This window comes from Cohaesibacter marisflavi (assembly GCF_963665895.2).
Lineage (GTDB): Bacteria > Pseudomonadota > Alphaproteobacteria > Rhizobiales > Cohaesibacteraceae > Cohaesibacter > Cohaesibacter marisflavi.
In genome coordinates this window covers 1,998,608-2,021,718 of sequence record NZ_OY762534.1, presented here as the reverse complement: position 1 = coordinate 2,021,718, position 23,111 = coordinate 1,998,608, and the positions used below count along the sequence as shown (strand labels likewise).

Below are 23,111 nucleotides of genomic sequence, written 5' to 3'. Positions count from 1 at the left end.
GGTATAGCGCTGTCCATGCAGATGTGAGAAGAATTCACACACGCGCGCGCCTGCTGTTTAGCACGATACCAACAGCAATAAAGGCAATGCCCACCAGATGATATTCCTGCAGGCGCTCGCCCAGCAGGAAGAAGGCGAGAATCGCCACCCAGACCGGCATCAGGTGAATGAATACACCCGCCTTTGAAGGGCCGATGAGGCCAACGCCCTTGTTCCAGCTGAAATAGGCCAGAAGCGAGGCAATGAATGTCACATAGACGATAGCGGCCAAATTCGTTGGCGTGAGCGTAACTGGCTGATAGGTGAGGGTTTCCCAGATATAGAGCGGAAAGAGGATCGCCGCGCCGAGACCGGTAATCACCATCAGCATGACCAGCGGATCCAGCGTTACCGGGCGTAACTTGACCGTGATCGAATAAAGCGCCCAGACAATAGCTGCCCCGACCATCCAGATGTCGCCGACAGTGAATGTGAGATGGAACAGGGTTGTCAGCTCACCGGAGGTGATGACGAAGATGACTCCGAAAAAGGAGATCAGAATTCCGGCAATTTGCGCAAAGCCGAGTTTGTCCTTGAGGATGAATACCGAGAGTAATGCCATGATGGCAGGGCAGGTGGCCAGAATCAGCGTCGAGTTGATGGCCGTGGTGCTGTGCAGGGCCTGATATTGCAGCGGGTTGAAAGCGGCAATGCCCGTGGCGGACATGGCAAGCAACAGCTTCCAGTGTTTGCGTATGACCGGCCAGTTGGCGGGTAACTTGCGAGCGGTGAAAAACAAAAGAATGAGGCAGCAGAAGAACCAGCGCCAGAAGGACAAGCCAAGCGGAGGCAAATCGCCCCGAACGGCGCGCCCAATCACAACATTCCCACCCCAGCACAGGGTTGCAAGGGCCAAGGGAGCATAGGCGGCAATATTACTGTTTTTCATGAATTGTGCTTTTTATAAAAAAGGGAGACTGCAAGGAAGGATTTCTCCTTCGCATATTTTGATCTTGCGTGGAAGGAAAAAGACGCTCCATAGTGGGCCTGTTTTTCTCGTGATTGAAGTGACAAGGCGGCGCTTATGGGTATGAAAATCGGGATATTGATATTCGAGGATGTTGAAGAGCTCGATTTTGTCGGGCCGTGGGAGGTGTTCACCATGGCCAACGCCGTTCGCGTTGCTAGAGGTGAAGAGCCTCTCTTCGAAATGGCGCTCATCGCGCCAGATGCCGAGCCAGTCACTTGCGCCAAAGGCATGCGAGTGCTGCCGGACAAGACAATGGCCGAGACGGATGGGCTCGATGTGATTCTTGTGCCCGGCGGGCAGGGGACTCGACGCGAGGTGAATAATCCGGCCATTATCAACTGGATTGCAGAAATCGGTGAAGAGGCACAATGGGTGACCAGCGTATGCACCGGATCACTGCTGCTCACCGCCGCCGGTCTGACCAAAGGCAAGAAAATCACAACCCATCACGGCGCTTTAGATCTGGTCAAGGCGCGACCTGAGAAGCCTGATGTGCGTGGGGAATATCGCTATGTGCGCGATGGCAATTTGGTGACCAGCGCGGGCGTGTCCGCTGGTATCGATATGAGTCTCTGGCTCGTAGGCGAGTGGTATGGCCCCGACTTTGCGCGCGCCGTGCAAAAGGCCATGCAATATGATCCGGTTCCGCCTTATTCGGCTCTGACCTGAGGGCTGTCGCCTTTGGGGCTGTGGTCCTCGGTAAAGGCACGCCTTTTGAGCCTTAGCGCCATAATGCCGAGCCGCATCGCCTCTTCCAGAATGAGAATGCCGTAGACGATATAGAGCGACAGCTCAAAGACATGGGTGCTGATGAGCAAGAGCGGCACTCCGAAGCCCCATTGCAGCCCGACCTGTACCCAGAATACCCATTTGGGCCGGTCTGTCGCACGCAATATGGCGCCGATGGTAACTGATGCCGTGCGCACCAGAACCAGCAAGCCTCCATAAGGGATCAGCAACAGGAAATTGATTCGAACCCAATCGGAGATATGCCAGGAGAGAGCGTCTGCGAGCAGCGTGACGCCAACAAACAACAGAGCAAGGCGTGGTGCCAGCAAGCGCAGGGCTGTCAGAATCGAACGGATCGCCTTGCGCAATTCCGGGCTGCCGGGCTCCAGATCTGCGCAGGTAAGTGTGGCCGACATGGCAACCGCACGCCCGAGCACATTGGCAACGGACAACCACGGTGTCATCAGCGCCAGAGCCGCAAAGGTTAGATAGGGCTGTTGGGCAAATAGCAACTGATAGGCTTGGGCCCCCACAATGAGCGCGGCCACATTCAGCATGACCGGTATCAAAACCGAACGTGGCAGCAGTGCTTCACGGTCATAGTCTGTGCTCCCTGAGGTTTCTGCTGGGCCCTTGTCCCGCAGTGCCACGCGCATGTCGCGTACTGTCAGCACTATCAGATAGATGAGACGCGCGCTTTGACTGACAAGGGTGGCGATGGCCGCTCCCTTGATTCCCAACTCAGGAGCACCGAACCAGCCGTAGATCAGAAGTGCATTGAGAATGACATTGAGCGGCAACTCGATGGCAAAGCCACGCAATTCGCGCGGTGCCTGTCGCCGTACATCGAAACTGATGGTCAAGAGATAGGCCGCAAAGCTGAGGGGAAGGGCATAAACCATGAGCGCCAGATAGCGCTTGGCGGCAAAGCCGATGCCGGACGTCGTTGCCAGCCAGTCAACAAGAAAATTGATGTTGAAGCGAAAGAGCATAACCAGAATGATGCTGTGGCCAAGCCCCAGCGCCATCATGCGCAGGAGCCTCTTGTAATAGAGGTGCATATCCCCCGCACCAAAAGCGCGTGTCAGCAGAATCTGCGCGCCCGACCCCAGTCCGAACAAAAGCGCCATGAAGACGCCATACAGGCCCGCACACAGGCCAAGGCCTGCCAGCGTTTCATCGCCAATCGGCCCCACCATGTTGGCGTCAATCAGAATTGCCGAGGTGGAAAACAGCCCGGACAGAGACAGAAAACCCGCCAACTTGAGAATGGACGGCGTTTCGCGATCGAGCAAGGCAGACTTGGGCGAAGGGGTAGCTGACACTGGGATAATAAAATCTTCTATTTGCGAATGGTTGGCGTTGCGCGGACATTAGGCTAAATTGCCCGCAATGCCAATGAAGAAGCCCCCAAATCCTGAAAGCGATTGCTCGTGTCCAATCTTGTAATTTCCAGCCCCTATCTGGGGATCGCCGTTCTTGTCATTTTCGTTCTGTCAGGCAAAGTTTTTCGCGATAACTGGAAAGCAGCCGGGCCACATTGGAAGCGCAACTGCTGGCTCTCGGGAATCGTGGCGACTTTCTGCTTTCTGGCACTGGCCTTCATTCCCTTTGTGCCTCACTGAAGGCCGGTTTCCTGCCATTTTATCTCTCGGAGGCCTGTCGTCTCGCATTGCATTTGAAGGCGCCACTCTGAGCATGTCATCCAGAATATGCCTGCCCTCATTATGGTGCTGGTTTATGGCCCCAATTCATGAGTGGTAGGACTGCAGGCAGGATTGTATCCATTCTCGCGGGGATTAGGTTTGCGGCATAAACATGGATAAAAATCCAGCAAACCAGAAGAGACCTATCATGCCTCATATGACACTTAAAATCGCACAGACCTGTTCTGATGAGAAAAAGAAAGCATTTGTTGATCAGATGACCCGTACCATGAAAGAGCTTTTCGATGTTCCCGAAGAGCAGCTTTCTATCGACTTCCTTGAATTCACCCCATCAGACTGGGTCGATCGGGTCTATTATTATGACGTACAGCCCCGCGCCGGGGCTTTGCTCAAGGAACCGGGTTATGAAATTGTCTCTGCCTGAGCACAGGCGGACATCGTATAGGTCTGCCGGAGGGCAGATGTGAAAAAGGCACGCAAATTGCGTGCCTTTTTCACATAATGCTTGAAGTGCGGAGCTGATTTATTCCGCAGCGCTCATGGCCGCTTCGCGTTCGGCTTTTTCGCGGGCCGCTTTCTTGCGAGGGCATTCCCCATGCAGGCGCTCCTTGAGCGGGCTGTCCTTATCAACGGCGGAGCCACAGATCAGGCAATGATCCGCATCGGAAATTGCGTTGAGGCCGCCACAGGAGCCGGCAATCGGTTTGCGCTTGAACATGACGCCAATGGACATGCCAACAACAATTACCAAAAAGGCTCCAAATACGATAAGATAGGTTGCCATCTAAATACCCTCCGTGCCACCCGGCTCACCTGAGCACGGGGCAGGTTGTTGATCATTTTTTCGCCGCCATCAGAGCATCAAAGGCCTTGCTACTCGATGTCACAAATCCGCTTTCTTCGCGGCGAATGAAATAGGCCGGAATGTCCAACTTGTCAGCCAGAGCGCGACCGTCCTTCTCGCCTAGCACCAAAAGCGCCGTTGCCATTCCGTCGGCGCGCATGCCATCTGGAGCCAGCACAGTGACCGAAGCGAGATTGTGCGTAACCGGTCTCCCGGTTAGCGGGTCGATGATGTGAGACATGCGCTGCCCCTCATCATTGAAGTAGAAATTGCGATAGTCCCCCGACGTTGCGATACCCATATCACTAACGGGAAGAACAAGTTGCACGGACCGTCCGGCTTCGTCAGGCTTTTCAATGCCGATCTGCCAAGGCTCGCCCATGCTGTTAAGGCCATGAACCATAAGGTCACCGCCTATCTCTACGAGATAATTCTTAATGCCATGCTTCGCAAGAGTGCGCCCGATCAAATCTGCGCTATATCCCTTGGCAATTGCGCCCAGCGTGATGGTTACACCCGGTTTGTTCTTGCGCACCATCGGCGGATCGGATTTGACATCCAGAAGGGTGCTCTGGCCGACGTCAGCCATGGCAGCTCTGATTTGTGCATCCGTTGGCGGGTTGTCATTATCCTCCGGACCGAAGCCCCAAAGATCGACAAGTGGCGAAACCGTAATATCGAATCGCCCCCCACTCAATTCGTGAATGGTCTGAGCTTCCTGCAAAACTTCATGAAAACTGTCAGAAGTACTTAGCCAGTCAGTCGAAGAACTGGTGTTAAAGATGGAGATTTCCGACTCGTCTTTCCAGTTCGACATTGCCTCGTTGGCGGCGTCCAGTGTTGCCTTTATGTCATAATAAAGGGCCTCTTCGTCCACTTTTCCGCGCGCATGCAGAGCCTTGATGGTGTAACTGGTGCCCATCGTGTTGCCACGAAGCAGATATTCGTCAGTTTGTTCGGAAAAAAGATCACATCCGGCAAGAGCGAATAGACCAATAACAACGGGGATGAGACGGAAAAACAAGCGCAATGGAGGGCCTCAATGCAGGTAAAACGTGCTGCAGACGCTGGGACTGAACTTCTGGTTCCGCCTAAATAAGCGGCATGTGGCGTTAGTTGGGCTCTTCTTTGACTGAAGTCAAGGTCTTTTTAATCACTTTGCAGGATTAGAATGGTGACGATCGGGGGAAATTTATTTCATTTTATCCATTCAAATTGCTACCAATGGCAAAAGCCAACCATCTGGGCGCAAATTAACTTGAATTGTTTGATTTCCCTCGTTAGCAAAGGGGTGGTGTTGTTAGGACAACACCGTATGTTGGCGCGAGGGGCGCCGGAAAAACTCATTCAGTCAAGGTATGCTATGAAGCTAAAAAAAGGATTGGATCTGCCGATAACAGGCGCTCCTGTCCAGACCATTCATGAGGGGCCAAAGATAACGAAGGTGGCTGTGAATGGTCGGGACTTCATCGGCCTGAAGCCCAAGATGCTGGTCGCGGAAGGAGACAAGGTCAAGAAGGGGCAACCGCTCTTCTTGCACAAAGCTTCCGAAGACGTGGTCTATGTGGCTCCAGGAGGCGGAACCGTTACGGCAATCAATCGTGGTGCACGGCGAGTGCTTGAGACCATTGTGATTGCACTGGATGAGGTGGAAGAAGAGATCACCTTCGAGTCGACTCCTGCAGAACAGTTGAGCGCCCTCCCGCGCGAAAATGTCCAGAAGCGTCTCTATGAAAGTGGGCAGTGGACCTATCTCAAGACAAGGCCATTCTCCTATGTGCCTGAACAAGGGACAGTCCCGCATTCCATCTTTGTCACAGCAATGGACACCAACCCGCTTGCTGCCGATCCTGCCGTAATCATCGGCGAGAATGCAGCAGCCTTCAGCGCTGGTGTCGATGTTCTGTCCAATCTGACAGACGGTCACGTTTATGTTTGCCATGCTCCGGACGATAAAATGCCCGGCGTAACCTCTGAGAAGGTCGTCTTCGAATCCTTCGCAGGTCCGCATCCGGCCGGTCTGGCTGGTACGCACATTCACTTTCTCGATCCCGTGAATGCAGAAAAGACCGTGTGGTCTATCGGTTACGCAGATGTGATCGCCATCGGCAATCTTTTCACGACAGGTAAGATCGACACCGACCGTACCATCGCGCTTTGTGGTCCTCTGGCCAGCAACCCGCGGCTGGTCAAGACACGAGTCGGAGCTTCCACTGACGAACTGACGGCTGGCGAAATCGAAATCGGCATCAATTGCCGCGTCGTTTCCGGTTCCATTCTTTCGGGGACGAACGCTGAAGACCAGTTCGCCTTCCTCTCCCGCTCGGCAACCCAGCTGACATTGATGGAAGAAGACACCAAACAGCGCATTCTGGGGTGGGGCTATCCTTCCAACAACTATTGGTCCTTCACCAACGTTCACCTTTCCTCGCTGCTTGGCGCGGGCAAGAAATTTGCCTTCGGAACCAACCAGCGCGGTGGACGGCGTGCCATGGTGCCATTCGGCAGCTATGAGCAGGTTGTACCTCTGGACATTCTGCCAACCCAGTTGCTCAAGGCGCTGCTGACGCTGGATACCGATCTCGCCCAGAATTTGGGGGCTTTGGAGCTGGAGGAAGAAGATCTGGCCCTTTGCACCTTCATCTGTCACTCGAAATATGAGTATGGCGAAGCTCTGCGAGCCAATCTCTTCAAAATCGAAAAAGAGGGCTAAGCCTTGGGTCTGCGCAATTTCTTCGACAGCATCGAGCCGCATTTCCATAAAGGCGGCAAGCTGGAACGGTATTTCGCCCTTTACGAAATGGTGGAATCCTTCATCTACACGCCAAAGATGGTCACACGCGCCGCGCCACATGCGCGCGACGATATCGACCTGAAGCGTGTTATGTCTTATGTGGTTATCGCCACATTCCCCTGTGTTCTGATGGCTCTTTATAATACAGGCTATCAAACCAACTCAGCCATCGCCAGCATGGGGCTGACCGAGGTCGCCGGCTGGCGCGCCTGGATCATCAACCTTCTGGGCATTGGCTTCGATCCGAACAGCATCTTCGCCAACCTGGTGCATGGGCTGCTCTACTTCCTGCCGATCTATATTTTCACGCTTGCCGCAGGTGGCATAGTGGAAGTGATCTTCGCCATCGTGCGTGGTCATGAGATCAACGAAGGCTTCTTCGTGACCTCCATGCTCTACGCTCTGATCGTTCCTGCCTCTACCCCACTCTGGATGGTCTCTCTGGGTATCATCTTCGGTGTGTTGATGGGTAAGGAAGTGTTCGGCGGCACCGGCAAGAACTTCCTCAACCCGGCTCTGGTCGGTCGTGCCTTCCTCTATTTCGCCTATCCGGCAGCAATGTCCGGTGATGCGATCTGGACCCCGGTCGACGGCTTCACCGGCGCTACTGCTCTGGGTGCAACTGCACTGCACGGAACTCAGGCGCTGGCCGATATGGGCCTATCCTGGTGGGATGCCTTCTTCGGCATCATGCAGGGTTCTATGGGTGAAACCTCCGCTCTGGCCTGCCTGATCGGCGGCATTGTGTTGGTCTACACCCGCATCGCAAACTGGCGTCTGATCGCTGGCTGTGTTGCCGGTACCGTCGGCTTCTCGCTGGTGCTCAATCTGATTGGTTCTGACACCAACCCGATGTTCGGTATGCCATTCTGGTGGCACATGGTTCTTGGCGGTTGGGCATTCGGTCTGGTCTTCATGGTCACCGAGCCCGTGTCTGCTGCTCAAACCAACGCCGGTCGCTTCTGGTACGGTGTTCTGATCGGCTTCATGGTCATCATGATCCGCGTCGTCAACCCGGCTTTCCCGGAAGGCATGATGCTCGCGATCCTGTTCGGCAATATCTTTGCGCCGCTCATCGACTATTTCGTTGTGCGCGCCAACATCAAGCGGAGGGCTGCTCGCAATGCCTGAGGCAACGGATAAGAAACTTGGTCCTTGGGGACGTTTTCTGGCGATGCCAGCGGACAATCCCGTCAAGACGGTTATCGTGGCCGTCGCCCTGTGTCTGTTCTGTTCCATGATCGTGTCAGCTGCTGCAGTGGCTCTCAGACCCGTGCAGGAACAGAACAAGGTTCTGGACAAACGCCGCAATATTTTGCAGGTAGCTGGTCTGTTTGAACCAGGCATCAACGTCAATAAGGTCTTCAACGAAAAGATTGAACCGCGTCTGGTTGATATCGCGACCGGCACCTTTTCCGATGCCGCTGATCCGGTAACCTATGATCAGCGTGAAGCAGCCAAGGATCCTGCGCAATCAATCGATCTTCAGAATGACCCTGCCAGTATTGGACGTCAGGCCAAACTGGCTTCGGTTTACCTGATCCGCAACGATGCAGGTGACATCGACAAGATCATTCTTCCAGTCCATGGCTACGGCCTGTGGTCCACGATGTATGGTTTTGTTGCTCTCAAAGCCGATGGCAACGAAGTCGCCGGGTTCCAGTTCTACGAACAGGGCGAAACCCCGGGCCTTGGCGCCGAGGTTGATAATCCACGCTGGCGTGCCCAGTGGCCGGGTAAGAAGATCTATGGTGAAGACGGCAATGTTGAAATTGCTGTCACCAAGACCCCTGCGACCCCTGCTACTCAGGATTACCATATCGACAGTCTGGCCGGTGCCACACTGACCAGTCGAGGCGTTGACAACCTCATTCATTTCTGGATGGGCGAACAAGGCTTCAAGCGCTTCCTTGATAATCTCAAAGAAGGGACGGTCTAATGTCTATGCACAAAAATAGCATGTTGGTCGACCCGTTGGTCGATAACAACCCGATCACGTTGCAGGTTCTGGGCATCTGTTCAGCTCTTGCTGTGACCTCATCCCTAAAAGTGGCGTTCGTGATGGCCATTTCGGTGACGCTGGTGACGGCGTTCTCCAACCTGTTCATCTCGCTCATCCGCAACCATATTCCAAACAACATCCGCATCATCGCGCAGATGGTGATCATCGCTTCTTTGGTGATCTTGGTGGATCAGGTTCTCAAGGCTTATGCCTTTGAGATTTCCAAGACCCTCTCGGTCTTTGTGGGACTGATCATCACTAACTGTATCGTGATGGGCCGCGCTGAAGCCTACGCCATGAAGAACCCGCCAATGGCGAGTTTTCTCGACGGTATCGGTAACGGCCTTGGCTACTCGTTCATCCTGATGTTGGTTGGTGTTGTTCGTGAGCTGTTCGGCTCGGGCTCTCTGTTCGGTATTACCATCCTCAAAACCGTGAACAACGGTGGCTGGTATGTGCCAAACGGTCTGTTGCTGCTGCCGCCAAGTGCCTTCTTTATCATTGGTCTGATCATCTGGGCTTTCCGTACATGGAAACCGAGTCAGGTTGAGGCGCGTGACTTCTCAATCATTGAACAAGAGGGAGGCCACTAATTATGGAAGGTCTAATTTCTCTTGCGGTAAAGGCGATCTTTATTGAGAACCTTGCGCTTTCCTTCTTTCTTGGCATGTGTACATTCCTTGCTGTGTCCAAGAAGGTTGAAACCGCAATCGGTCTCGGGATCTCCGTGACGGTTGTTCAGGCCATTACCGTGCCTGCCAACAACCTGATCCTGCATTTCTTCCTGGCGGATGGCGCTCTTTCCTGGCTTGGCCTTGGTAATGTGGATCTGACCTTCATCGGTTTGATTTCCTACATTGGCGTGATTGCCGCCATGGTGCAGATTCTGGAAATGATCCTCGATCGCTTCTTCCCCGCTCTTTACAACGCACTGGGTATCTTCCTGCCGCTCATCACGGTGAACTGCGCCATCCTTGGTGGTTCTTTGTTCATGGTGGAACGCGACTATACCTTCGTGGAAAGCTCCGTTTACGGTGTTTCCTCCGGCCTTGGCTGGGCGTTGGCCATCACTGCGATGGCTGGTGTACGCGAGAAGCTCAAATATTCCGATGTGCCTGCCGGTTTGCAGGGCCTCGGTGTCACATTCATCACCGCAGGTTTGATGGCCATGGGCTTCATGGCTTTCTCCGGCGTGAAGCTGTAAGGGAGGCTATAAGATGGAAGAGTTTGCCCTTGGCATCACGTTCTTTGTTCTGATCGTTTTGGCGTTGGTGTTCCTCATTCTGTTTGCCCGGAGCCGACTGGTTTCCTCAGGCAACGTGAACATCACCATTAACGGCGAAAGAACTATTTCTGTTCCCGCTGGCGGCAAGTTGCTTGGCGCTCTGGCTGGCGAAAAGATCTTCGTTGCATCTGCCTGTGGTGGCGGTGGTACCTGTGCGCAGTGTCGCTGCAAGGTCTTCGAGGGCGGCGGGTCCATCCTGCCAACCGAAGAAGCCCACATCACCAAGCGTGAGGCAAAGGAAGGCGATCGTCTTTCCTGTCAGGTCGCTGTGAAGCAGGATATGTCCATTCAGGTGCCTGAAGAGGTCTTCGGCGTCAAGAAGTGGGAATGCACAGTCAAATCAAACGACAACGTGGCCACGTTCATCAAAGAACTTGTCCTGCAGTTGCCAGCTGATGAGCATGTGAATTTCCGCGCTGGTGGTTATATCCAGATTGAAGCACCAGCTCATGAGGTCGCTTACAAGGACTTCGTCGTTGCAGAGGAATATCGCGAAGATTGGGACAAATTCAATCTCTGGCAATATGTCTCCAAGGTTGAAGAGCCGATCGAGCGTGCCTATTCCATGGCCAACTATCCTGAAGAAAAAGGCATCATCATGCTCAATGTGCGTGTCGCCAGCCCACCTCCGGGCCAGCCGAACGTACCTCCGGGCCAGATGTCGTCCTTCATCTTCAACCTCAAGCCAGGTGATAAAGTCAATATTTCCGGTCCGTTCGGCGAGTTCTTTGCTCGTGATACCGAAAAGGAAATGATCTTTGTTGGTGGTGGTGCCGGTATGGCGCCGATGCGCTCGCATATCTTCGATCAGCTCAAGCGCCTTGATACCAAACGGAAGATCACCTTCTGGTATGGTGCTCGTTCCAAGCGCGAAATGTTCTATGTAGAAGATTTCGACAAGCTGGCCGAAGAACATCCGAACTTCACTTGGCATGTTGCCTTGTCTGATGCCTTGCCCGAGGATGATTGGGACGGTTACACTGGCTTCATTCATAATGTGCTGTATGAACAGTATCTGCGTGACCATGAAGCTCCGGAAGACTGCGAATATTACATGTGCGGTCCTCCGATCATGAACCAGTCCGTGATCAACATGCTGCTTGATCTGGGCGTTGATCGCGAAGACATCATGCTCGATGACTTTGGTGGTTAAACCTGGGTGACCAGAAACAAGAATAAAGAAAAGGCCGGAGCACCCCCGCTCCGGCCTTTTTGTTGTTCGTTATGTTTGCCGAGAAATCGGGCGAAGGGGGAGAATGAGGGCGACAGCCCTTCTAGTCCTTGGTAAAGCGCAAATAGCCAGCAATGTGCGATTTACCGTCGCCATCCTTGGGGTGATTGACCCCATCAAAAACAACGATTTCTTCAAAATCAAACGGGCTGACGCCTTCAATGCAAGCGACATTGATGCCATATTCATTCGGGCTAGAGCGGCGCTTGTGATGGGTATAGATACCGCATTTGGAGCAGAAATAATGCTCGGCGGTCATCGTGCCGAATTGATACTTGGTCAGCATCTCCTCGCCTTTGAGAAACTCGATACCATCCAATGGTGTTGAAACTGCCGCGGCACCTCTCATCCGGCAGATGGAACATGTGCAGCGCCGTGGGGGCTTGTCATTTTTCGATATTGTGACCCGGAATTGTACGGAACCGCAATGACAGGCGGCATTGTAGCAGTGCCCTGGCTTTATCAAGTCAAGTCTCCTTATGCATGGCGTGAGGTAGCAAGTGTGCCGCCAATTGCAGCCCTTGGCAAGAAGCGCATCCATGGGGAATAATTGATCAGACTAAGGTTGGCTCCATCAGATGGCATTCAAAGGCCAGCCTAAAGGGATCAACGCCTTACAGTTACGTCTCTTTTGGAGAAAGTCCGAATACAAAATGCAACTATAAATATAGTCTTGATTGATTATGCAAGAATTAATATATTTTTTGGACTAAAATATTTTATGCGTGGCTCATATGAGCGCAGAGGGTGGTCAAGACAACGCACAAGACAACGCACATGCGCGTTGAGAGTGCCAGGGTTGCGATTGTTTCAGGCGGAGGATGTGTAGGGAGCGTGCCAAAAAGTGGATACCTTGCGATCAAGGGTTATATTTCGACTATGATCCGCAGCAAAGAATGGCCCCCGGGCCATTTGCTGCCAACGGAAACAGAGCTGGCTGCGCAATTCGATTGCGCCAGAGCAACCGTCAACCGCGCATTGGGGGAATTGGCCGAAGAACAGATTATTGACCGAAGGCGCAAGGCGGGCAGCCGCGTGCGCGATGGTCGCGAGCGGATGGCCAATCTGAAAATCCAGTTCCCGTGTCGCGAAATCGAGGCGATGGGAAAGGATCATCGCTATGTTTCCCTTAAGAGGGAAATGTGTGCACTCCCAATGCTCCTGCAAAATATTGGAGAGACAGGGCTGGAAGATCAGTGCTTGCGGACAGAGGGGGTTCACTATGCCAGTGAGGCCCCTTTTCAATTTGAGCGAAGCTGGTTCCGCAGAAATGCCTTTCCCGAACTGTTCCAAGAAGGAGGCAAGGTCAAAGCTCCCTGCATCACGTTACTGGAAAAGAATCCTTTTTATCACGGCAGTTTGTGTGTTTCCGCATCGAAAGCCAATCACATAGAAGCGCGCCATCTGGGGATCAAGGTAGGGGAGCCTCTGATCAATAAAGAATATATTCTGACAGATGGGCTGGAAGGAACGCCCGTTGCTGTCATGCAAATCAGATACAAGCCTGACTATAGCATTTCATGCATATTCTAGTGCGCTGCAACATGCTTAGGATTAGAGACTAGCCGACTTTTCGCGCGCAATCACATGTTCAATGGCTTGCATCAGGATTGGAAAATCATAAGAAACAGCACCTGTACGGACCCTGTCGCGGCCGATGCTATAGGCGAGAAGCTGCGTGTCCAATGCCGCAAAAGCTGGTTCTTCGTCCATTGTGCATGGGCTTGGTGAGATTGCTTCAGCATCCAGCGCTATGGCACGCGCCACTTCAATAAGCTCAGGGTCTTGATCTACGCCAACCATCATATTCTCCTACTTTTGTAGAAGATACTTACTGATTTTTACGGAGGTGGGCATCCGTAAATTATCGTATTTCCTAATTTTTGCACTGCAAAATAGCCATGTGTGAATGAATTGGAATTGCCTGTTCCCTGATTGGCGCACCATGTCTCTGCATTCGGGAAGGTTGACGGCGAGCCTGCCACAAGATAGGCCCATGATCCATGCGGCTCAGGATGAGCCTATCGCCAGAAAAGAAGCGAGGCGGGCGCACCATGCCTCAGCATTCGGGAAGATTGACAGCCAGCCCGCCACAAGATAGGCCCATGATCCATGCGGTTCAGGGTGAGCCTATCGCTAGAAAAGAAGCGAGGCGGGCGCTCCGTATCTCAGCATTCGGGAAGATTGACAGCGAGCCCGCCACAAGATAGGCCCATGATCCATGCGGTTCAGGGTGAGCCTATCGCCAGAAAAGAAGCGAGGCGGGCGCTCCCTATCTCAGCATTCGGGAAGATTGACAGCCAGCCCGCCACAAGATAGGCCCATGATCCATGCGGTTCAGGATGAGCCTATCGCTAGAAAAGAAGCGAGGCGGGCGCTCCAAGCCTCAGCATTCGGGAAGATTGACGGCAAGCCCGCCACAAGATAGGCCCTGATCCATGCGGTTCAGGGTGAGCCTATCGCCAGAAAAGAAGCGAGGCGGGCGCTCCAAGCCTCAGCATTCGGGAAGATTGACAGCAAGCCCGCCGAGCGACGTTTCCTTGTATTTCTCATCCATGTCGCGACCGGTTTCCCTCAGAGTGCGGATGCAATTGTCGAGCGGCATGAAGTGGGAACCATCACCATATAGAGCGAGGGAAGCCGCTGACACGGCCTTGATGGCGCCAAGTCCGTTGCGCTCAATACAGGGCACTTGAACCAGTCCTTTGACCGGATCACATGTCATGCCCAGATGATGCTCCAGAGCGATTTCTGCTGCATTCTCAATCTGCTCATTGCTGCCGCCTAGAGCTGCGCATAGTCCGCTGGCCGCCATGGCCGCTGCGGAACCGACTTCGGCCTGACAGCCCGCCTCAGCTCCCGATATGGACGCATTATGCTTGATGAGGCCACCAATCGCCGCGGCAGTCAAAAGGAAGGTTGTGATGCCCGCATCATTGGAGCCGGGGCAGTGGTCGCGATAGTAACGTAAAACGGAAGGCACCACGCCCGCTGCGCCGTTGGTCGGGGCCGTGACCACACGCCCGCCTGCTGCATTCTCCTCGTTAACTGCCATCGCGTAGCAACTCAGCCAGTCATTCACCTGATGCGGCATCGGCATATTGTCGCCATGGGCGCCGGTGAGCTGCTGATGGATGTGCTTGGCGCGCCGCTTGACCTTGAGGCCACCGGGCAGAATGCCATCTTTGGCCAGTCCTCTATCGATGGAAGAGAGCATCGCCTGCCAAATGCCGGTAATGCCTGCGTCAAGCTCCTGCCGCGACAGGCTGATTTCCTCATTGGCGCGCTTCATGGCGGCAATGGAAAGGCCGGAGCGCTGCCCCATGGCCAGCATCTCAGCAGCCGAGCCGAAGGGGTAGGGGAACCCTGCCGCTTCCTGTGCCTGATGAAGGGCGTCGGGCTTGTGGCTGATTTTCTCTTCCATTTCGCTGGCTGTCACGATGAAACCACCGCCGATGGAATAATAGGTAACGCTGGCCAGCTGTCGATTGCCTTCGCCATAGGCGAACAGCTTCATGCCATTGGCGTGACCGGGAAGCGATGGGCCATAATCGAAGATGAGGTCTTCATCCGGATTGAAGCGCAGCCGCGGGAACCCTTCTGGTTCGATGAATTTCTCCTCGCGTATGCGTGCCTCCTGTGCTTCGGCTTCGTCCGGATCAAGCCGGTCTGGCGCAAAGCCCAGAAGCCCGAGGATCACCGCGCGGTCTGTCGCGTGGCCCTTGCCTGTAAAGGCCAGCGAGCCATGCAGCGAGCAGCTTATGCGCCGGACGTCTCCAGCATCGACACCCATGAAGCCTCCCGCTCGCAAATCATCCATGAACCGCAAGGCCGCATTCATCGGCCCCATGGTGTGGGACGATGAAGGACCAATGCCGATCTTGAAGATGTCGAAGATGGAGAGGAACATGGGCGCTCAATCAATGAGAGGTGCTGCGGATCACTCCGCAGCTTCGTCTTCCTCATAGGCATCCACCGGTGGGCAGGTGCAGATGAGGTGGCGGTCACCATAGACATTGTCGACGCGGTTGACCGGTGGCCAGTATTTATCCACTTCGAAGGCCCCCGCCGGGAAGCATCCCTGTTTGCGAGAGTAGGGGCGATCCCACTCGCCGACAAGGTCGCGTACGGTATGTGGCGCATTTTTCAGCGGATTATTCTCCGCGTCGATTTTCCCGTCTTCAATGTCCTGTGCCTCGCGGCGAATGTCGAGCATGGCATTGATGAAGCGATCAAGCTCGGCCTTGGGCTCGGATTCCGTTGGCTCGACCATCAGCGTGCCCGGAACCGGGAAGCTCATGGTGGGGGCATGGAAGCCATTGTCCATCAGGCGCTTGGCGATATCGTCCACGGTTACGCCGCAGCTATCCTTGAGCGGACGGGTTTCTAGAATACATTCGTGGGCCACAAGGCCGGCCTTGGAGGCATAAAGGGTATCATAGGCGCCCTTGAGGCTGGCCGCGATATAGTTGGCGTTGAGGATAGCCACCTTGGTGGATTGGGTTAGGCCAGCACCGCCCATCAGCAGGCAATAGGCCCAGCTGACCGGCAGAATGGAAGGCGAGCCGAATGGCGCGGCAGACACCGGTCCGATGGCTGCATCGCGCTCAGGGTGACCCGGCAGGTAAGGGGCAAGATGTGCCTTGACGCCAATCGGTCCCATGCCTGGACCGCCGCCGCCATGGGGAATGCAGAAGGTCTTGTGCAGGTTGAGATGGCTGACGTCGCCGCCAATGTCGCCCGGGCGGGAAAGCCCCACCATGGCGTTCATATTGGCCCCGTCAATATAGACCTGTCCCCCATGCTCATGGGTGATGGCGCAGACATCCTGCACCGTTTCCTCGAACACACCGTGGGTGGACGGATAGGTGATCATGCAAGCGGCTAGATTAGCGCTGTGCTTTTCGGCCTTGGCGCGGAAATCTTCAACGTCGATATCGCCATTCTCTGCGGATTTGACGACCACCACCTTGAAACCGGCCATATGGGCCGAGGCGGGGTTGGTACCATGGGCCGAGGTAGGGATGAGGCAGACATCGCGATGGCCTTCGCCGCGCGCCATGTGATAATTGCGAATGGTGATGAGGCCTGCATATTCGCCCTGCGCGCCCGAGTTCGGCTGCTGGGAAATGGCGTCATAACCGGTTACAAGGCAGAGCTTCTCGTTGAGATCGTCGATCATCTCCTTGTAGCCCAGCGCCTGATCATCGGGCACAAACGGATGCAGGTTGGCAAATTCGGGCCATGTGATCGGGATCATCTCGATGGTGGCATTGAGCTTCATGGTGCAGGAGCCCAGCGGAATCATGGCCCGGTCGAGCGCCAGATCGCGGTCGGCGAGGCGACGCATATAGCGGGTGATCTCGGCTTCGGCACGGTTGAGATGGAAGATCGGGTGCGTGAGATACTCGGTCGTGCGCAGATTGTTGGTCGGCAGACGGTAGGGGATATCCTGCTCGCGCTCATGCTCGAAGGCACCATAGGTCAACTCGCCGCCAAAGCTCTTCCAGACCGCTTCCACGGTTTCTGGCCGGGTCTGCTCATCAAGGCTGATGCCGATCTTGGTGTTGCCCACCTTGCGCAGGTTGATGCCATTGGCGACAGCTGCGTTGAGGATCACGCCCTGCAGCGCGCCGACTTCCACCGTGATGGTATCGAAGAAAACATCCGGCTCCGGCTTGAAGCCCAGCTTTTCGAGGCCGTCGACCAGACGTACGGTCTTGCGATGGACATATTGCGCAATTGCCTTTATGCCATCCGGACCGTGATAGACCGCATACATGGAGGCGATGACAGCAAGCAGCGCCTGTGCGGTGCACACGTTGGAGTTGGCTTTCTCGCGGCGAATATGCTGCTCGCGGGTCTGAAGGGCGAGGCGATAGGCTTTGCGGCCATGGCTGTCGATGGTCACCCCGATGATGCGCCCCGGCATGGAACGTTTGAAGGCATCACGACAGGACATGTAAGCTGCGTGCGGTCCGCCATAGCCAAGTGGAACGCCAAAGCGCTGGGTAGAACCGACGGCAATGTCTGCGCCCATTTCTCCTGGAGATTTCAGCAGCGCCAGTGCCAGCGGGTCGGCAATCACGATGCCAAGGGCCTTGTTCTCGTGCAGCGCGTCTATGGCAGAGGTGAAATCACGCACATGGCCATGGGTACCCGGATACTGGAAGATCGCACCGAAGACTTCGCTTGGCTCCAGCTCTTCAGGAGCGGCAACCTTCACTTCGATGCCCAGCGGTTCTGCACGGGTTTCGATGACAGCGATATTCTGCGGGTGACAATTCTCATCCACGAAGAAAATGTTGGATTTGGACTTGGCTGCGCGCTTGGCCATGGTCATGGCCTCCGCTGCGGCTGTGGCTTCATCGAGCAATGAGGCGTTGGCGATCTCAAGACCGGTCAGGTCGGATACCATGGTCTGGAAGTTGAGCAGCGCTTCAAGGCGGCCTTGGCTGATCTCTGGCTGATAAGGGGTGTAGGCTGTGTACCAGGCCGGATTTTCAAGGATGTTGCGCAGAATGACCGGCGGAGTGCTGGTGCCGTAATAGCCCTGACCGATGAGCGAGGTGAGCAGCTTGTTCTTGGAAGCAACCTTGCGCATGTGATGCAGCGTGTCGCCTTCGGCCAGTGCGCCACCCCATTTGAGCGGCTCTTTCTGGCGGATGGACGCCGGAACCGTTGCATCGATCAGCTCATCCAGTGTGGTGAAGCCAATCACCTTGAGCATTTCAGCCATTTCGCTCGGCGACGGCCCGATATGGCGTCGGTTGGCAAAATCATAAGCTTCATAATCGGTCAGTTTGAAGGTCATTGCCTGCTCCTCAATCCTTGTCTTTGCCTGTGGCTGTCACACCCCGGATCGTGACAGTCTCCCGTGGTTTTTCCAAGGGAAACGATCGGCTAGGACTTTCAGGCAACATAGAGGATCGCGGAAAGCTGCCGATTCTTCACGTGGATTCTTGTTAAGTTTCTTATAGTGGAAATTTCCCCTATATGCAATAATGATGCTTGTGCTTGTCAAAATCTACCCAAGAGGGGTTTCCTCGCAGATTTTGACCTTGAGAGAAATTTGTGCGAATTTGCAGCCCAATCAGGGCAGCGACGACAGGAGTGGAGCATGGGTGATCTGGAACGCGGGGAATTTGGCACCATCGAAAGCCTCCAAGAGGACACGTCTGTCACGGAAGCCATTCCCGGTGTGCTTGCTCCGGCCGGTGCGTCGGCACCCGGTGCTCCCGGCATGGATCAGTTGGGCCAAATGGTGCGCGAGGCACGCAAGCGCAAAGGCTGGACGCTGGAAGAAACAGGGCGTCATGCGGGCATTGGTCGCTCGACCCTGTCCAAGATCGAGAATGGCCAGACCAGCCCGGGCTTCGACATCGTGCGTCGCCTGACGCAGGCGTTGGAGCTGGAAACGCCGAACCTGTTTCTGCAAAGCGGCAAGAGCGACCTGACCGGGCGGCGGGATGTGACCCGTAAGGGCGAGGGCGAAGGCAAGGTTACCGCGACCTATTCCCATGAGCTTTTGTGCAACGAGCTGACCAGCAAGGCGATGCTGCCTTATGTCAGTACGATCAAGGCGCGAGATATTTCCGATTTCGGCGACTGGATCCGCCATCGTGGCGAGGAATTCATGTATGTGCTCTCTGGCGAGCTCGAACTGCACACAGAGCATTACCGGCCTCTGGCTATGCAAGCGGGGGATAGCGTCTATTATGACAGCTCCATGGGGCATTGCTGTGTCACCACCAGCAAGGAAGATGCCGTGGTGCTCTGGGTGAGCCTCGAGCGCTGACCAGAATCCAGAAGCAAGGGGAGCATAGGATAATGATCAGGTTTGCAAATCTGGATGATGCTTCCGCCATCGCAGAGATTTATAATGATGCCGTGCGTACCACCACGGCCATCTGGAATGATGAAACCGTGACCGTTCAGAACAGGGCCGACTGGATTGCCTCAAAACAGACAGATGGCTGGCCGCTGTTTGTGATGGAAGACGAGCAGGGCGCTGTGGCTGGCTACGCAACCTATGGCCCTTGGCGTGCATGGGATGGCTATCGCCACACCGTGGAGCATTCGGTCTATGTAGAAAAAGGCCACCGGGGGCAGGGGATCGGCAAGGCGCTTATGCAAGCTCTTATCAGCAAGGCCAAACAGACTGACATTCATGTGATGGTAGCAGGCATTGAGGCTGGCAATGAAGCCTCCATCAGGCTGCACGAAAAGCTGGGCTTCAATCGGGCGGGAACCCTGCATGAGGTTGGCACAAAATTCGGCCGTTGGCTGGACCTGACTTTTCTGGAATTGAATCTTGGCGAGTAAACCTTGATACCATTCCTATCATAGCAAAAGGCACCAAGGTGCATCCGCCCAGCATTTACCAGTCCGGCATCTTCACGACCATAATGTCGAGATTCTGGTCGGGCACATAATTCTGGGCCCTGAATTCAAATTGCGTCGGGGCGATCTTGCGAATGCCGTTGATGCAGAGGGTGATCAAGTTGTCTGGCTGCATCTTGTCGATGACCAGCCGGAAGTCCCCGATGGGGCCAAGCCAGGTGTTGGCGGTTTTCAGAATATAGCGAACTTCAGAGCTGACGGTGGTTTCATGCCCACCCTTCTTGAGCAAACGCCGAAAGCCCCGGATGAAGCTGTCATCGATGCAGAAGCGTTCGATATTGTCACGAATGCCATATTGCTCATCAATCACGCCTCCACCAACGACCGGCGCATAGCTGTGGTCCAGCACGGTGCGGCTATTGGCCGGGAAGGTTTGCCACCAATAATAGGTGGCTTTTACTTTCCATTTCTTGTCGAACCATGCCTCTCCCGGCACCCAGTTGATCAGGCCTTTCGCGGCCAGTGCCTGCTTGGCGGAGTCTGGAATATTCTCCAGTCGATCATAATAGTCCGGCGCAAAGCGGTGTAAAGGAACACCATTGCTGACCAGATCTTCGGTATAATCGCGGCCATTCATGGTGAGCTTGACTTCTAACTCAGGCCTGATCGGCTGGCCATTGGAATGCACAGTGAAGCCCAGAAAGTTGATCGGATCCGCATTGTTGATGCCATAATTCCATTCCGGTTCAGCTTCTATTTCGGGAACCGGAAAGGCAACCAGCATGCGCTGGTCTTCAGCGGAATGGTTGAAGAATTCATAGTGAATGCGGATCTGCTCGGGACTGATATAGAGATCTTCCACATCAAGGGAAATGGCGTTGGTCTCCACCAGACGTATGCCGCCAGCATCAAGCATCGCTGACGCATCATTGGCGCTGGCGTCTGTCGGCATGCTCACAGTGCCTAGCGCGAGTAAGGGCAGGATCAGATGGGAAAGACGAAAACGGCGGAATAATGACTGGAACATGGGCCCTCACTCAAGCATGGCTCCACCTCCCCGCATATGAAAAGGGAAGAGGGCCGTTCACAAGAAACAACAATGACAGGGCTGAGGCCTACGCTCTTGCGGTGCGCGCCCACCGCCCTAGTCTATCAATATGTTCAAGGCTCCTATGGCGAGATTTTCTTAACAAAGGTCCAAAACTCTCCAAGCCCATATGTCTGTAGTTTAACGACTGCTCGTTCAGAGGGCCAGCACTCATGCGCCGAGGCTTGTATTTTCTCAATCAGGCCGCTTTATCCTACCGCACCAAGAGGGAATTGGCGCGGTCTGAAAACCGATATCGTAGCGTTCGATTGAGTGGACCGGCTCAGTCCGTTGCTTCCAGCAGGGTCTGATGAATTTGATCAATCAACTCTGGTTCGAGGCCAAGACGTGCAGCCAGCAAAGACAAATAGGCTTGCTCGGAAGGAGTGTCCGGTTCAATGGCCATGAGAGAGGCCAGATAGATTTCCATGGCCTGTTCTGTGCTGCGTGCCTGAGAGACGATGCTATCAATATCGAGCGGCTTGTTGATCTGATCGAGCAAAAAGGCCTTTTCTTCAGCGCTCAGATCTTCCTGACCGATTTTCTCGAAGATGGCCTGTTGCTCTAGCGCATCTATGGTGCCATCAGCTTTGGCTGCCGCAATCATGGCGCTCACAAGCGTTGCACCGAAGCCCGTGGCGCGCTGGGTCATTTCGTTTACTTCAAACCCGGAGCCCATGGGAACCACGGGCACATGGGTGATCTTGCGTGCTACCGCGCCTTCAGGGGCATGAAGATGGGCGGGAATCGTCTGATCGCCACGCCCGACCTGTCCGTCAACCACCGGAACGCCTGCCTTCTTGCCCTGATAATCCGAATAGGCCTTGTATGCCAGGCCTGCCACCAGTGCCAGCCCGCCATAGGTTGCGGCTTTCTTGGCCATTTTGCGTCCCTTCTTGGAACCCATCATATAGCCTGCCAGACCTCCGGCCAAAGCGCCGCCGCCAATGCCTCCCGCATTCTGTGAAAGATAATCCTTGCCCCTTTGCATCAAATCGCCATTGCCAGCCCCGGTGCCCTGAGACCGTGTTCCGGGGGCACCGGCTGCTCCCAGAAATTCATTGATCAGTTTTGATGCATCAAACATTGATTACCCCTCTGCTAATTGTCCTTTTTACGTAGTCTCTTAAGGATATAAGGACAGTTCGTGCGGAGGCAAGGTGGCGCGCCCATCAATTTGCTTGGTCAATGGTCTCAATCGAAAGCATTGTTGCGATTATTACCAAATAAGAGTAGCCATTCGAAAAATCGGCCTTCTTTACTCTGCGATGCTGCTGGAAGCGATTAGGGGCAGAGACTGGTTACAAAAAAGCACAGGCACGTGAAGGCAGCCAAGAGCGGGAATTGCATTGCCATGATGAAGACTCTGGACAGATTGCCATTGGGCACACTCGTGATGATCGCTCTGACATTGGGGCTGGCTCCCTTTGTGCCCGAACCGCACGTCTGGCAAAAGCTCAAGATGCTGGTCGCGGGTACGCTCACCCGACCCGTTGATATTTTCGATATGCTGTTCCACGGCGTTCCATGGCTGTTGTTGATTGCTAAATTGGGGCGGCAGGCGTCTCTCTCCAGAGGATGATGCATCAAAGACAGTCGCTGGCCACTGGGGACGGTGAAAATGGGGTCACCGGTGATTCTCATCCATTCACGCAAAACAGAGAGAGAATCGAAATTTCGCTTTATTGCTTGATTTGAAAGGTAATTTATTACCCGAGTGAGGCTGTGGACGAGTTCTGCGAATGGATGTCGTGACAATCTCATCGCTCTATCTTCAATTTCTAATATAGAACAGTTCGACAAAGATATTCGGGAAGGCAATCAGCATACAAAAACTTGCCATAAGCAGCAGCGCGCAACCAACAGAAAAAAAGTTGGTTAATTATCACTTGAGAGAGATCGTAAAGTTGGAATGAAAACAACTCTCCTAAAATAGTACTACTTTAGAATTCAAGAAAAGAAGACGAATTAAACGGAATGGTTGCGTAATCGTTGCTTCTGCACTATGTCCGGAACATTGTTTTATCTCGATATTCCAAATTTTTCGCAATTTTGCTTTTTGGCGAACTTTTGCGATTTGAGAGGCGACAATCTTGTCATCCTGAGGTCATCTGTGATCC

At 54.3% G+C, this 23,111-nt stretch carries 23 protein-coding genes; 13 read left to right on the top strand and 10 right to left on the bottom strand.

Features of this window, described 5'->3' with window-relative positions; all coding sequences use genetic code 11:
* Nucleotides 1-34: 34 nt before the first annotated feature.
* Nucleotides 35-928: a DMT family transporter gene (locus ACKPCT_RS10265; RefSeq protein WP_319569140.1), complete on the bottom strand. Its 894-nt coding sequence runs from the start codon at nt 926-928 to the stop codon at nt 35-37.
* 135 nt (nt 929-1,063) lie between these two features.
* On the opposite strand from ACKPCT_RS10265, the gene ACKPCT_RS10260 reads away from it, so the two are divergent.
* The gene (locus tag ACKPCT_RS10260) at nt 1,064-1,678 is read left to right on the top strand and encodes a DJ-1/PfpI family protein (RefSeq protein WP_319569139.1); all 615 of its coding nucleotides are present in this window, start codon (nt 1,064-1,066) and stop codon (nt 1,676-1,678) included.
* On the opposite strand, the gene ACKPCT_RS10255 is transcribed toward ACKPCT_RS10260, so the two are convergent.
* On the bottom strand, nt 1,660-3,063 hold the full coding sequence (locus ACKPCT_RS10255; RefSeq protein WP_319569138.1) for an MATE family efflux transporter: 1,404 nt from the start codon (nt 3,061-3,063) through the stop codon (nt 1,660-1,662). The genes ACKPCT_RS10260 and ACKPCT_RS10255 overlap by 19 nt on opposite strands.
* 108 nt (nt 3,064-3,171) lie before the next feature.
* On the opposite strand from ACKPCT_RS10255, the gene ACKPCT_RS10250 reads away from it, so the two are divergent.
* Both ACKPCT_RS10250 and ACKPCT_RS10245 read left to right on the top strand, forming a co-directional pair.
* The gene (locus tag ACKPCT_RS10250; protein ID WP_090067784.1) at nt 3,172-3,363 is read left to right on the top strand and encodes a hypothetical protein; all 192 of its coding nucleotides are present in this window, start codon (nt 3,172-3,174) and stop codon (nt 3,361-3,363) included.
* A 229-nt stretch (nt 3,364-3,592) separates the two neighbouring features.
* Nucleotides 3,593-3,829, top strand: a complete 237-nt coding sequence (locus tag ACKPCT_RS10245; RefSeq protein WP_090067786.1) for a tautomerase family protein — start codon at nt 3,593-3,595, stop codon at nt 3,827-3,829.
* A 99-nt stretch (nt 3,830-3,928) separates the two neighbouring features.
* Here ACKPCT_RS10245 and nqrM read toward each other — a convergent pair whose 3' ends face one another.
* Together nqrM and ACKPCT_RS10235 are read right to left on the bottom strand one after the other, a co-directional pair.
* Nucleotides 3,929-4,189: a (Na+)-NQR maturation NqrM gene (gene nqrM, locus ACKPCT_RS10240; protein WP_090067788.1), complete on the bottom strand. Its 261-nt coding sequence runs from the start codon at nt 4,187-4,189 to the stop codon at nt 3,929-3,931.
* A 52-nt stretch (nt 4,190-4,241) separates the two neighbouring features.
* Nucleotides 4,242-5,279: an FAD:protein FMN transferase gene (locus ACKPCT_RS10235; RefSeq protein WP_319569137.1), complete on the bottom strand. Its 1,038-nt coding sequence runs from the start codon at nt 5,277-5,279 to the stop codon at nt 4,242-4,244.
* A gap of 333 nt (nt 5,280-5,612) precedes the next feature.
* On the opposite strand from ACKPCT_RS10235, the gene ACKPCT_RS10230 reads away from it, so the two are divergent.
* From ACKPCT_RS10230 to nqrF, 6 genes are read left to right on the top strand one after another with little or no spacing between them, the layout of a single operon-like run.
* Entirely contained in the window at nt 5,613-6,962 is a 1,350-nt protein-coding gene (locus tag ACKPCT_RS10230) for a Na(+)-translocating NADH-quinone reductase subunit A (protein ID WP_090067789.1), read from the top strand.
* A gap of 3 nt (nt 6,963-6,965) precedes the next feature.
* Nucleotides 6,966-8,174, top strand: a complete 1,209-nt coding sequence (locus ACKPCT_RS10225; protein ID WP_319569136.1) for an NADH:ubiquinone reductase (Na(+)-transporting) subunit B — start codon at nt 6,966-6,968, stop codon at nt 8,172-8,174.
* The gene (locus ACKPCT_RS10220) at nt 8,167-8,982 is read left to right on the top strand and encodes a Na(+)-translocating NADH-quinone reductase subunit C (RefSeq protein WP_319569135.1); all 816 of its coding nucleotides are present in this window, start codon (nt 8,167-8,169) and stop codon (nt 8,980-8,982) included. The genes ACKPCT_RS10225 and ACKPCT_RS10220 overlap by 8 nt, the downstream gene beginning before the upstream one ends.
* A complete protein-coding gene (locus ACKPCT_RS10215; protein WP_319569134.1) occupies nt 8,982-9,638 on the top strand; it encodes an NADH:ubiquinone reductase (Na(+)-transporting) subunit D in 657 nt (218 codons plus the stop codon). The genes ACKPCT_RS10220 and ACKPCT_RS10215 overlap by 1 nt, the downstream gene beginning before the upstream one ends.
* Before the next feature lie 2 nt (nt 9,639-9,640).
* Nucleotides 9,641-10,249: an NADH:ubiquinone reductase (Na(+)-transporting) subunit E gene (gene nqrE / locus ACKPCT_RS10210; RefSeq protein ID WP_319569133.1), complete on the top strand. Its 609-nt coding sequence runs from the start codon at nt 9,641-9,643 to the stop codon at nt 10,247-10,249.
* A 13-nt stretch (nt 10,250-10,262) separates the two neighbouring features.
* Nucleotides 10,263-11,483, top strand: coding sequence for an NADH:ubiquinone reductase (Na(+)-transporting) subunit F (nqrF, locus tag ACKPCT_RS10205; protein ID WP_319569132.1), 1,221 nt, complete (start codon nt 10,263-10,265; stop codon nt 11,481-11,483).
* Nucleotides 11,484-11,604: 121 nt separating this feature from the next.
* On the opposite strand, the gene ACKPCT_RS10200 is transcribed toward nqrF, so the two are convergent.
* The gene (locus ACKPCT_RS10200) at nt 11,605-12,027 is read right to left on the bottom strand and encodes a GFA family protein (RefSeq protein WP_319569131.1); all 423 of its coding nucleotides are present in this window, start codon (nt 12,025-12,027) and stop codon (nt 11,605-11,607) included.
* Nucleotides 12,028-12,440: 413 nt separating this feature from the next.
* Here ACKPCT_RS10200 and ACKPCT_RS10195 point away from each other — a divergent pair, with 413 nt between their 5' ends.
* Nucleotides 12,441-13,094, top strand: a complete 654-nt coding sequence (locus ACKPCT_RS10195; RefSeq protein WP_407652464.1) for a GntR family transcriptional regulator — start codon at nt 12,441-12,443, stop codon at nt 13,092-13,094.
* Nucleotides 13,095-13,115: 21 nt separating this feature from the next.
* Here ACKPCT_RS10195 and ACKPCT_RS10190 read toward each other — a convergent pair whose 3' ends face one another.
* The 3 genes from ACKPCT_RS10190 to gcvP form a co-directional block, all read right to left on the bottom strand.
* The gene (locus tag ACKPCT_RS10190; protein WP_090067806.1) at nt 13,116-13,367 is read right to left on the bottom strand and encodes a hypothetical protein; all 252 of its coding nucleotides are present in this window, start codon (nt 13,365-13,367) and stop codon (nt 13,116-13,118) included.
* A 688-nt stretch (nt 13,368-14,055) separates the two neighbouring features.
* Nucleotides 14,056-15,471 carry an L-serine ammonia-lyase gene (locus tag ACKPCT_RS10185; protein WP_319569129.1) on the bottom strand — a complete coding sequence of 472 codons (1,416 nt, stop codon included), beginning with the start codon at nt 15,469-15,471 and terminating at the stop codon, nt 14,056-14,058.
* Between the two features lie 30 nt (nt 15,472-15,501).
* The gene (gcvP, locus tag ACKPCT_RS10180) at nt 15,502-18,375 is read right to left on the bottom strand and encodes an aminomethyl-transferring glycine dehydrogenase (RefSeq protein ID WP_319569128.1); all 2,874 of its coding nucleotides are present in this window, start codon (nt 18,373-18,375) and stop codon (nt 15,502-15,504) included.
* A 306-nt stretch (nt 18,376-18,681) separates the two neighbouring features.
* Here gcvP and ACKPCT_RS10175 point away from each other — a divergent pair, with 306 nt between their 5' ends.
* Both ACKPCT_RS10175 and ACKPCT_RS10170 read left to right on the top strand, forming a co-directional pair.
* Nucleotides 18,682-19,359, top strand: coding sequence for a helix-turn-helix domain-containing protein (locus ACKPCT_RS10175; RefSeq protein WP_210186608.1), 678 nt, complete (start codon nt 18,682-18,684; stop codon nt 19,357-19,359).
* A gap of 32 nt (nt 19,360-19,391) precedes the next feature.
* Nucleotides 19,392-19,886, top strand: coding sequence for a GNAT family N-acetyltransferase (locus ACKPCT_RS10170; RefSeq protein WP_319569127.1), 495 nt, complete (start codon nt 19,392-19,394; stop codon nt 19,884-19,886).
* A 55-nt stretch (nt 19,887-19,941) separates the two neighbouring features.
* Here the strand turns inward: ACKPCT_RS10170 and ACKPCT_RS10165 are convergent, their stop codons facing one another.
* A complete protein-coding gene (locus ACKPCT_RS10165) occupies nt 19,942-20,931 on the bottom strand; it encodes a DUF4424 family protein (protein WP_090067813.1) in 990 nt (329 codons plus the stop codon).
* A gap of 343 nt (nt 20,932-21,274) precedes the next feature.
* Nucleotides 21,275-22,078 carry a tellurite resistance TerB family protein gene (locus ACKPCT_RS10160; protein ID WP_090067815.1) on the bottom strand — a complete coding sequence of 268 codons (804 nt, stop codon included), beginning with the start codon at nt 22,076-22,078 and terminating at the stop codon, nt 21,275-21,277.
* Nucleotides 22,079-22,345: 267 nt separating this feature from the next.
* Here ACKPCT_RS10160 and ACKPCT_RS10155 point away from each other — a divergent pair, with 267 nt between their 5' ends.
* Nucleotides 22,346-22,573, top strand: coding sequence for a hypothetical protein (locus ACKPCT_RS10155; RefSeq protein WP_210186609.1), 228 nt, complete (start codon nt 22,346-22,348; stop codon nt 22,571-22,573).
* Nucleotides 22,574-23,111 lie beyond the last annotated feature (538 nt).

Coding starts and splice junctions, on each gene's coding strand:
- ACKPCT_RS10265 (WP_319569140.1), bottom strand. CDS start 928: ATGAAAAACAGTAATATTGCCGCCTATGCTCCCTTGGCCCTTGCAACC.
- ACKPCT_RS10260 (WP_319569139.1), top strand. CDS start 1,064: ATGGGTATGAAAATCGGGATATTGATATTCGAGGATGTTGAAGAGCTC.
- ACKPCT_RS10245 (WP_090067786.1), top strand. CDS start 3,593: ATGCCTCATATGACACTTAAAATCGCACAGACCTGTTCTGATGAGAAA.
- nqrM (WP_090067788.1), bottom strand. CDS start 4,189: ATGGCAACCTATCTTATCGTATTTGGAGCCTTTTTGGTAATTGTTGTT.
- ACKPCT_RS10230 (WP_090067789.1), top strand. CDS start 5,613: ATGAAGCTAAAAAAAGGATTGGATCTGCCGATAACAGGCGCTCCTGTC.
- ACKPCT_RS10220 (WP_319569135.1), top strand. CDS start 8,167: ATGCCTGAGGCAACGGATAAGAAACTTGGTCCTTGGGGACGTTTTCTG.
- ACKPCT_RS10215 (WP_319569134.1), top strand. CDS start 8,982: ATGTCTATGCACAAAAATAGCATGTTGGTCGACCCGTTGGTCGATAAC.
- nqrE (WP_319569133.1), top strand. CDS start 9,641: ATGGAAGGTCTAATTTCTCTTGCGGTAAAGGCGATCTTTATTGAGAAC.
- nqrF (WP_319569132.1), top strand. CDS start 10,263: ATGGAAGAGTTTGCCCTTGGCATCACGTTCTTTGTTCTGATCGTTTTG.
- ACKPCT_RS10195 (WP_407652464.1), top strand. CDS start 12,441: ATGATCCGCAGCAAAGAATGGCCCCCGGGCCATTTGCTGCCAACGGAA.
- ACKPCT_RS10190 (WP_090067806.1), bottom strand. CDS start 13,367: ATGATGGTTGGCGTAGATCAAGACCCTGAGCTTATTGAAGTGGCGCGT.
- ACKPCT_RS10185 (WP_319569129.1), bottom strand. CDS start 15,471: ATGTTCCTCTCCATCTTCGACATCTTCAAGATCGGCATTGGTCCTTCA.
- gcvP (WP_319569128.1), bottom strand. CDS start 18,375: ATGACCTTCAAACTGACCGATTATGAAGCTTATGATTTTGCCAACCGA.
- ACKPCT_RS10175 (WP_210186608.1), top strand. CDS start 18,682: ATGGGTGATCTGGAACGCGGGGAATTTGGCACCATCGAAAGCCTCCAA.
- ACKPCT_RS10170 (WP_319569127.1), top strand. CDS start 19,392: ATGATCAGGTTTGCAAATCTGGATGATGCTTCCGCCATCGCAGAGATT.
- ACKPCT_RS10165 (WP_090067813.1), bottom strand. CDS start 20,931: ATGTTCCAGTCATTATTCCGCCGTTTTCGTCTTTCCCATCTGATCCTG.
- ACKPCT_RS10160 (WP_090067815.1), bottom strand. CDS start 22,078: ATGTTTGATGCATCAAAACTGATCAATGAATTTCTGGGAGCAGCCGGT.
- ACKPCT_RS10155 (WP_210186609.1), top strand. CDS start 22,346: ATGATGAAGACTCTGGACAGATTGCCATTGGGCACACTCGTGATGATC.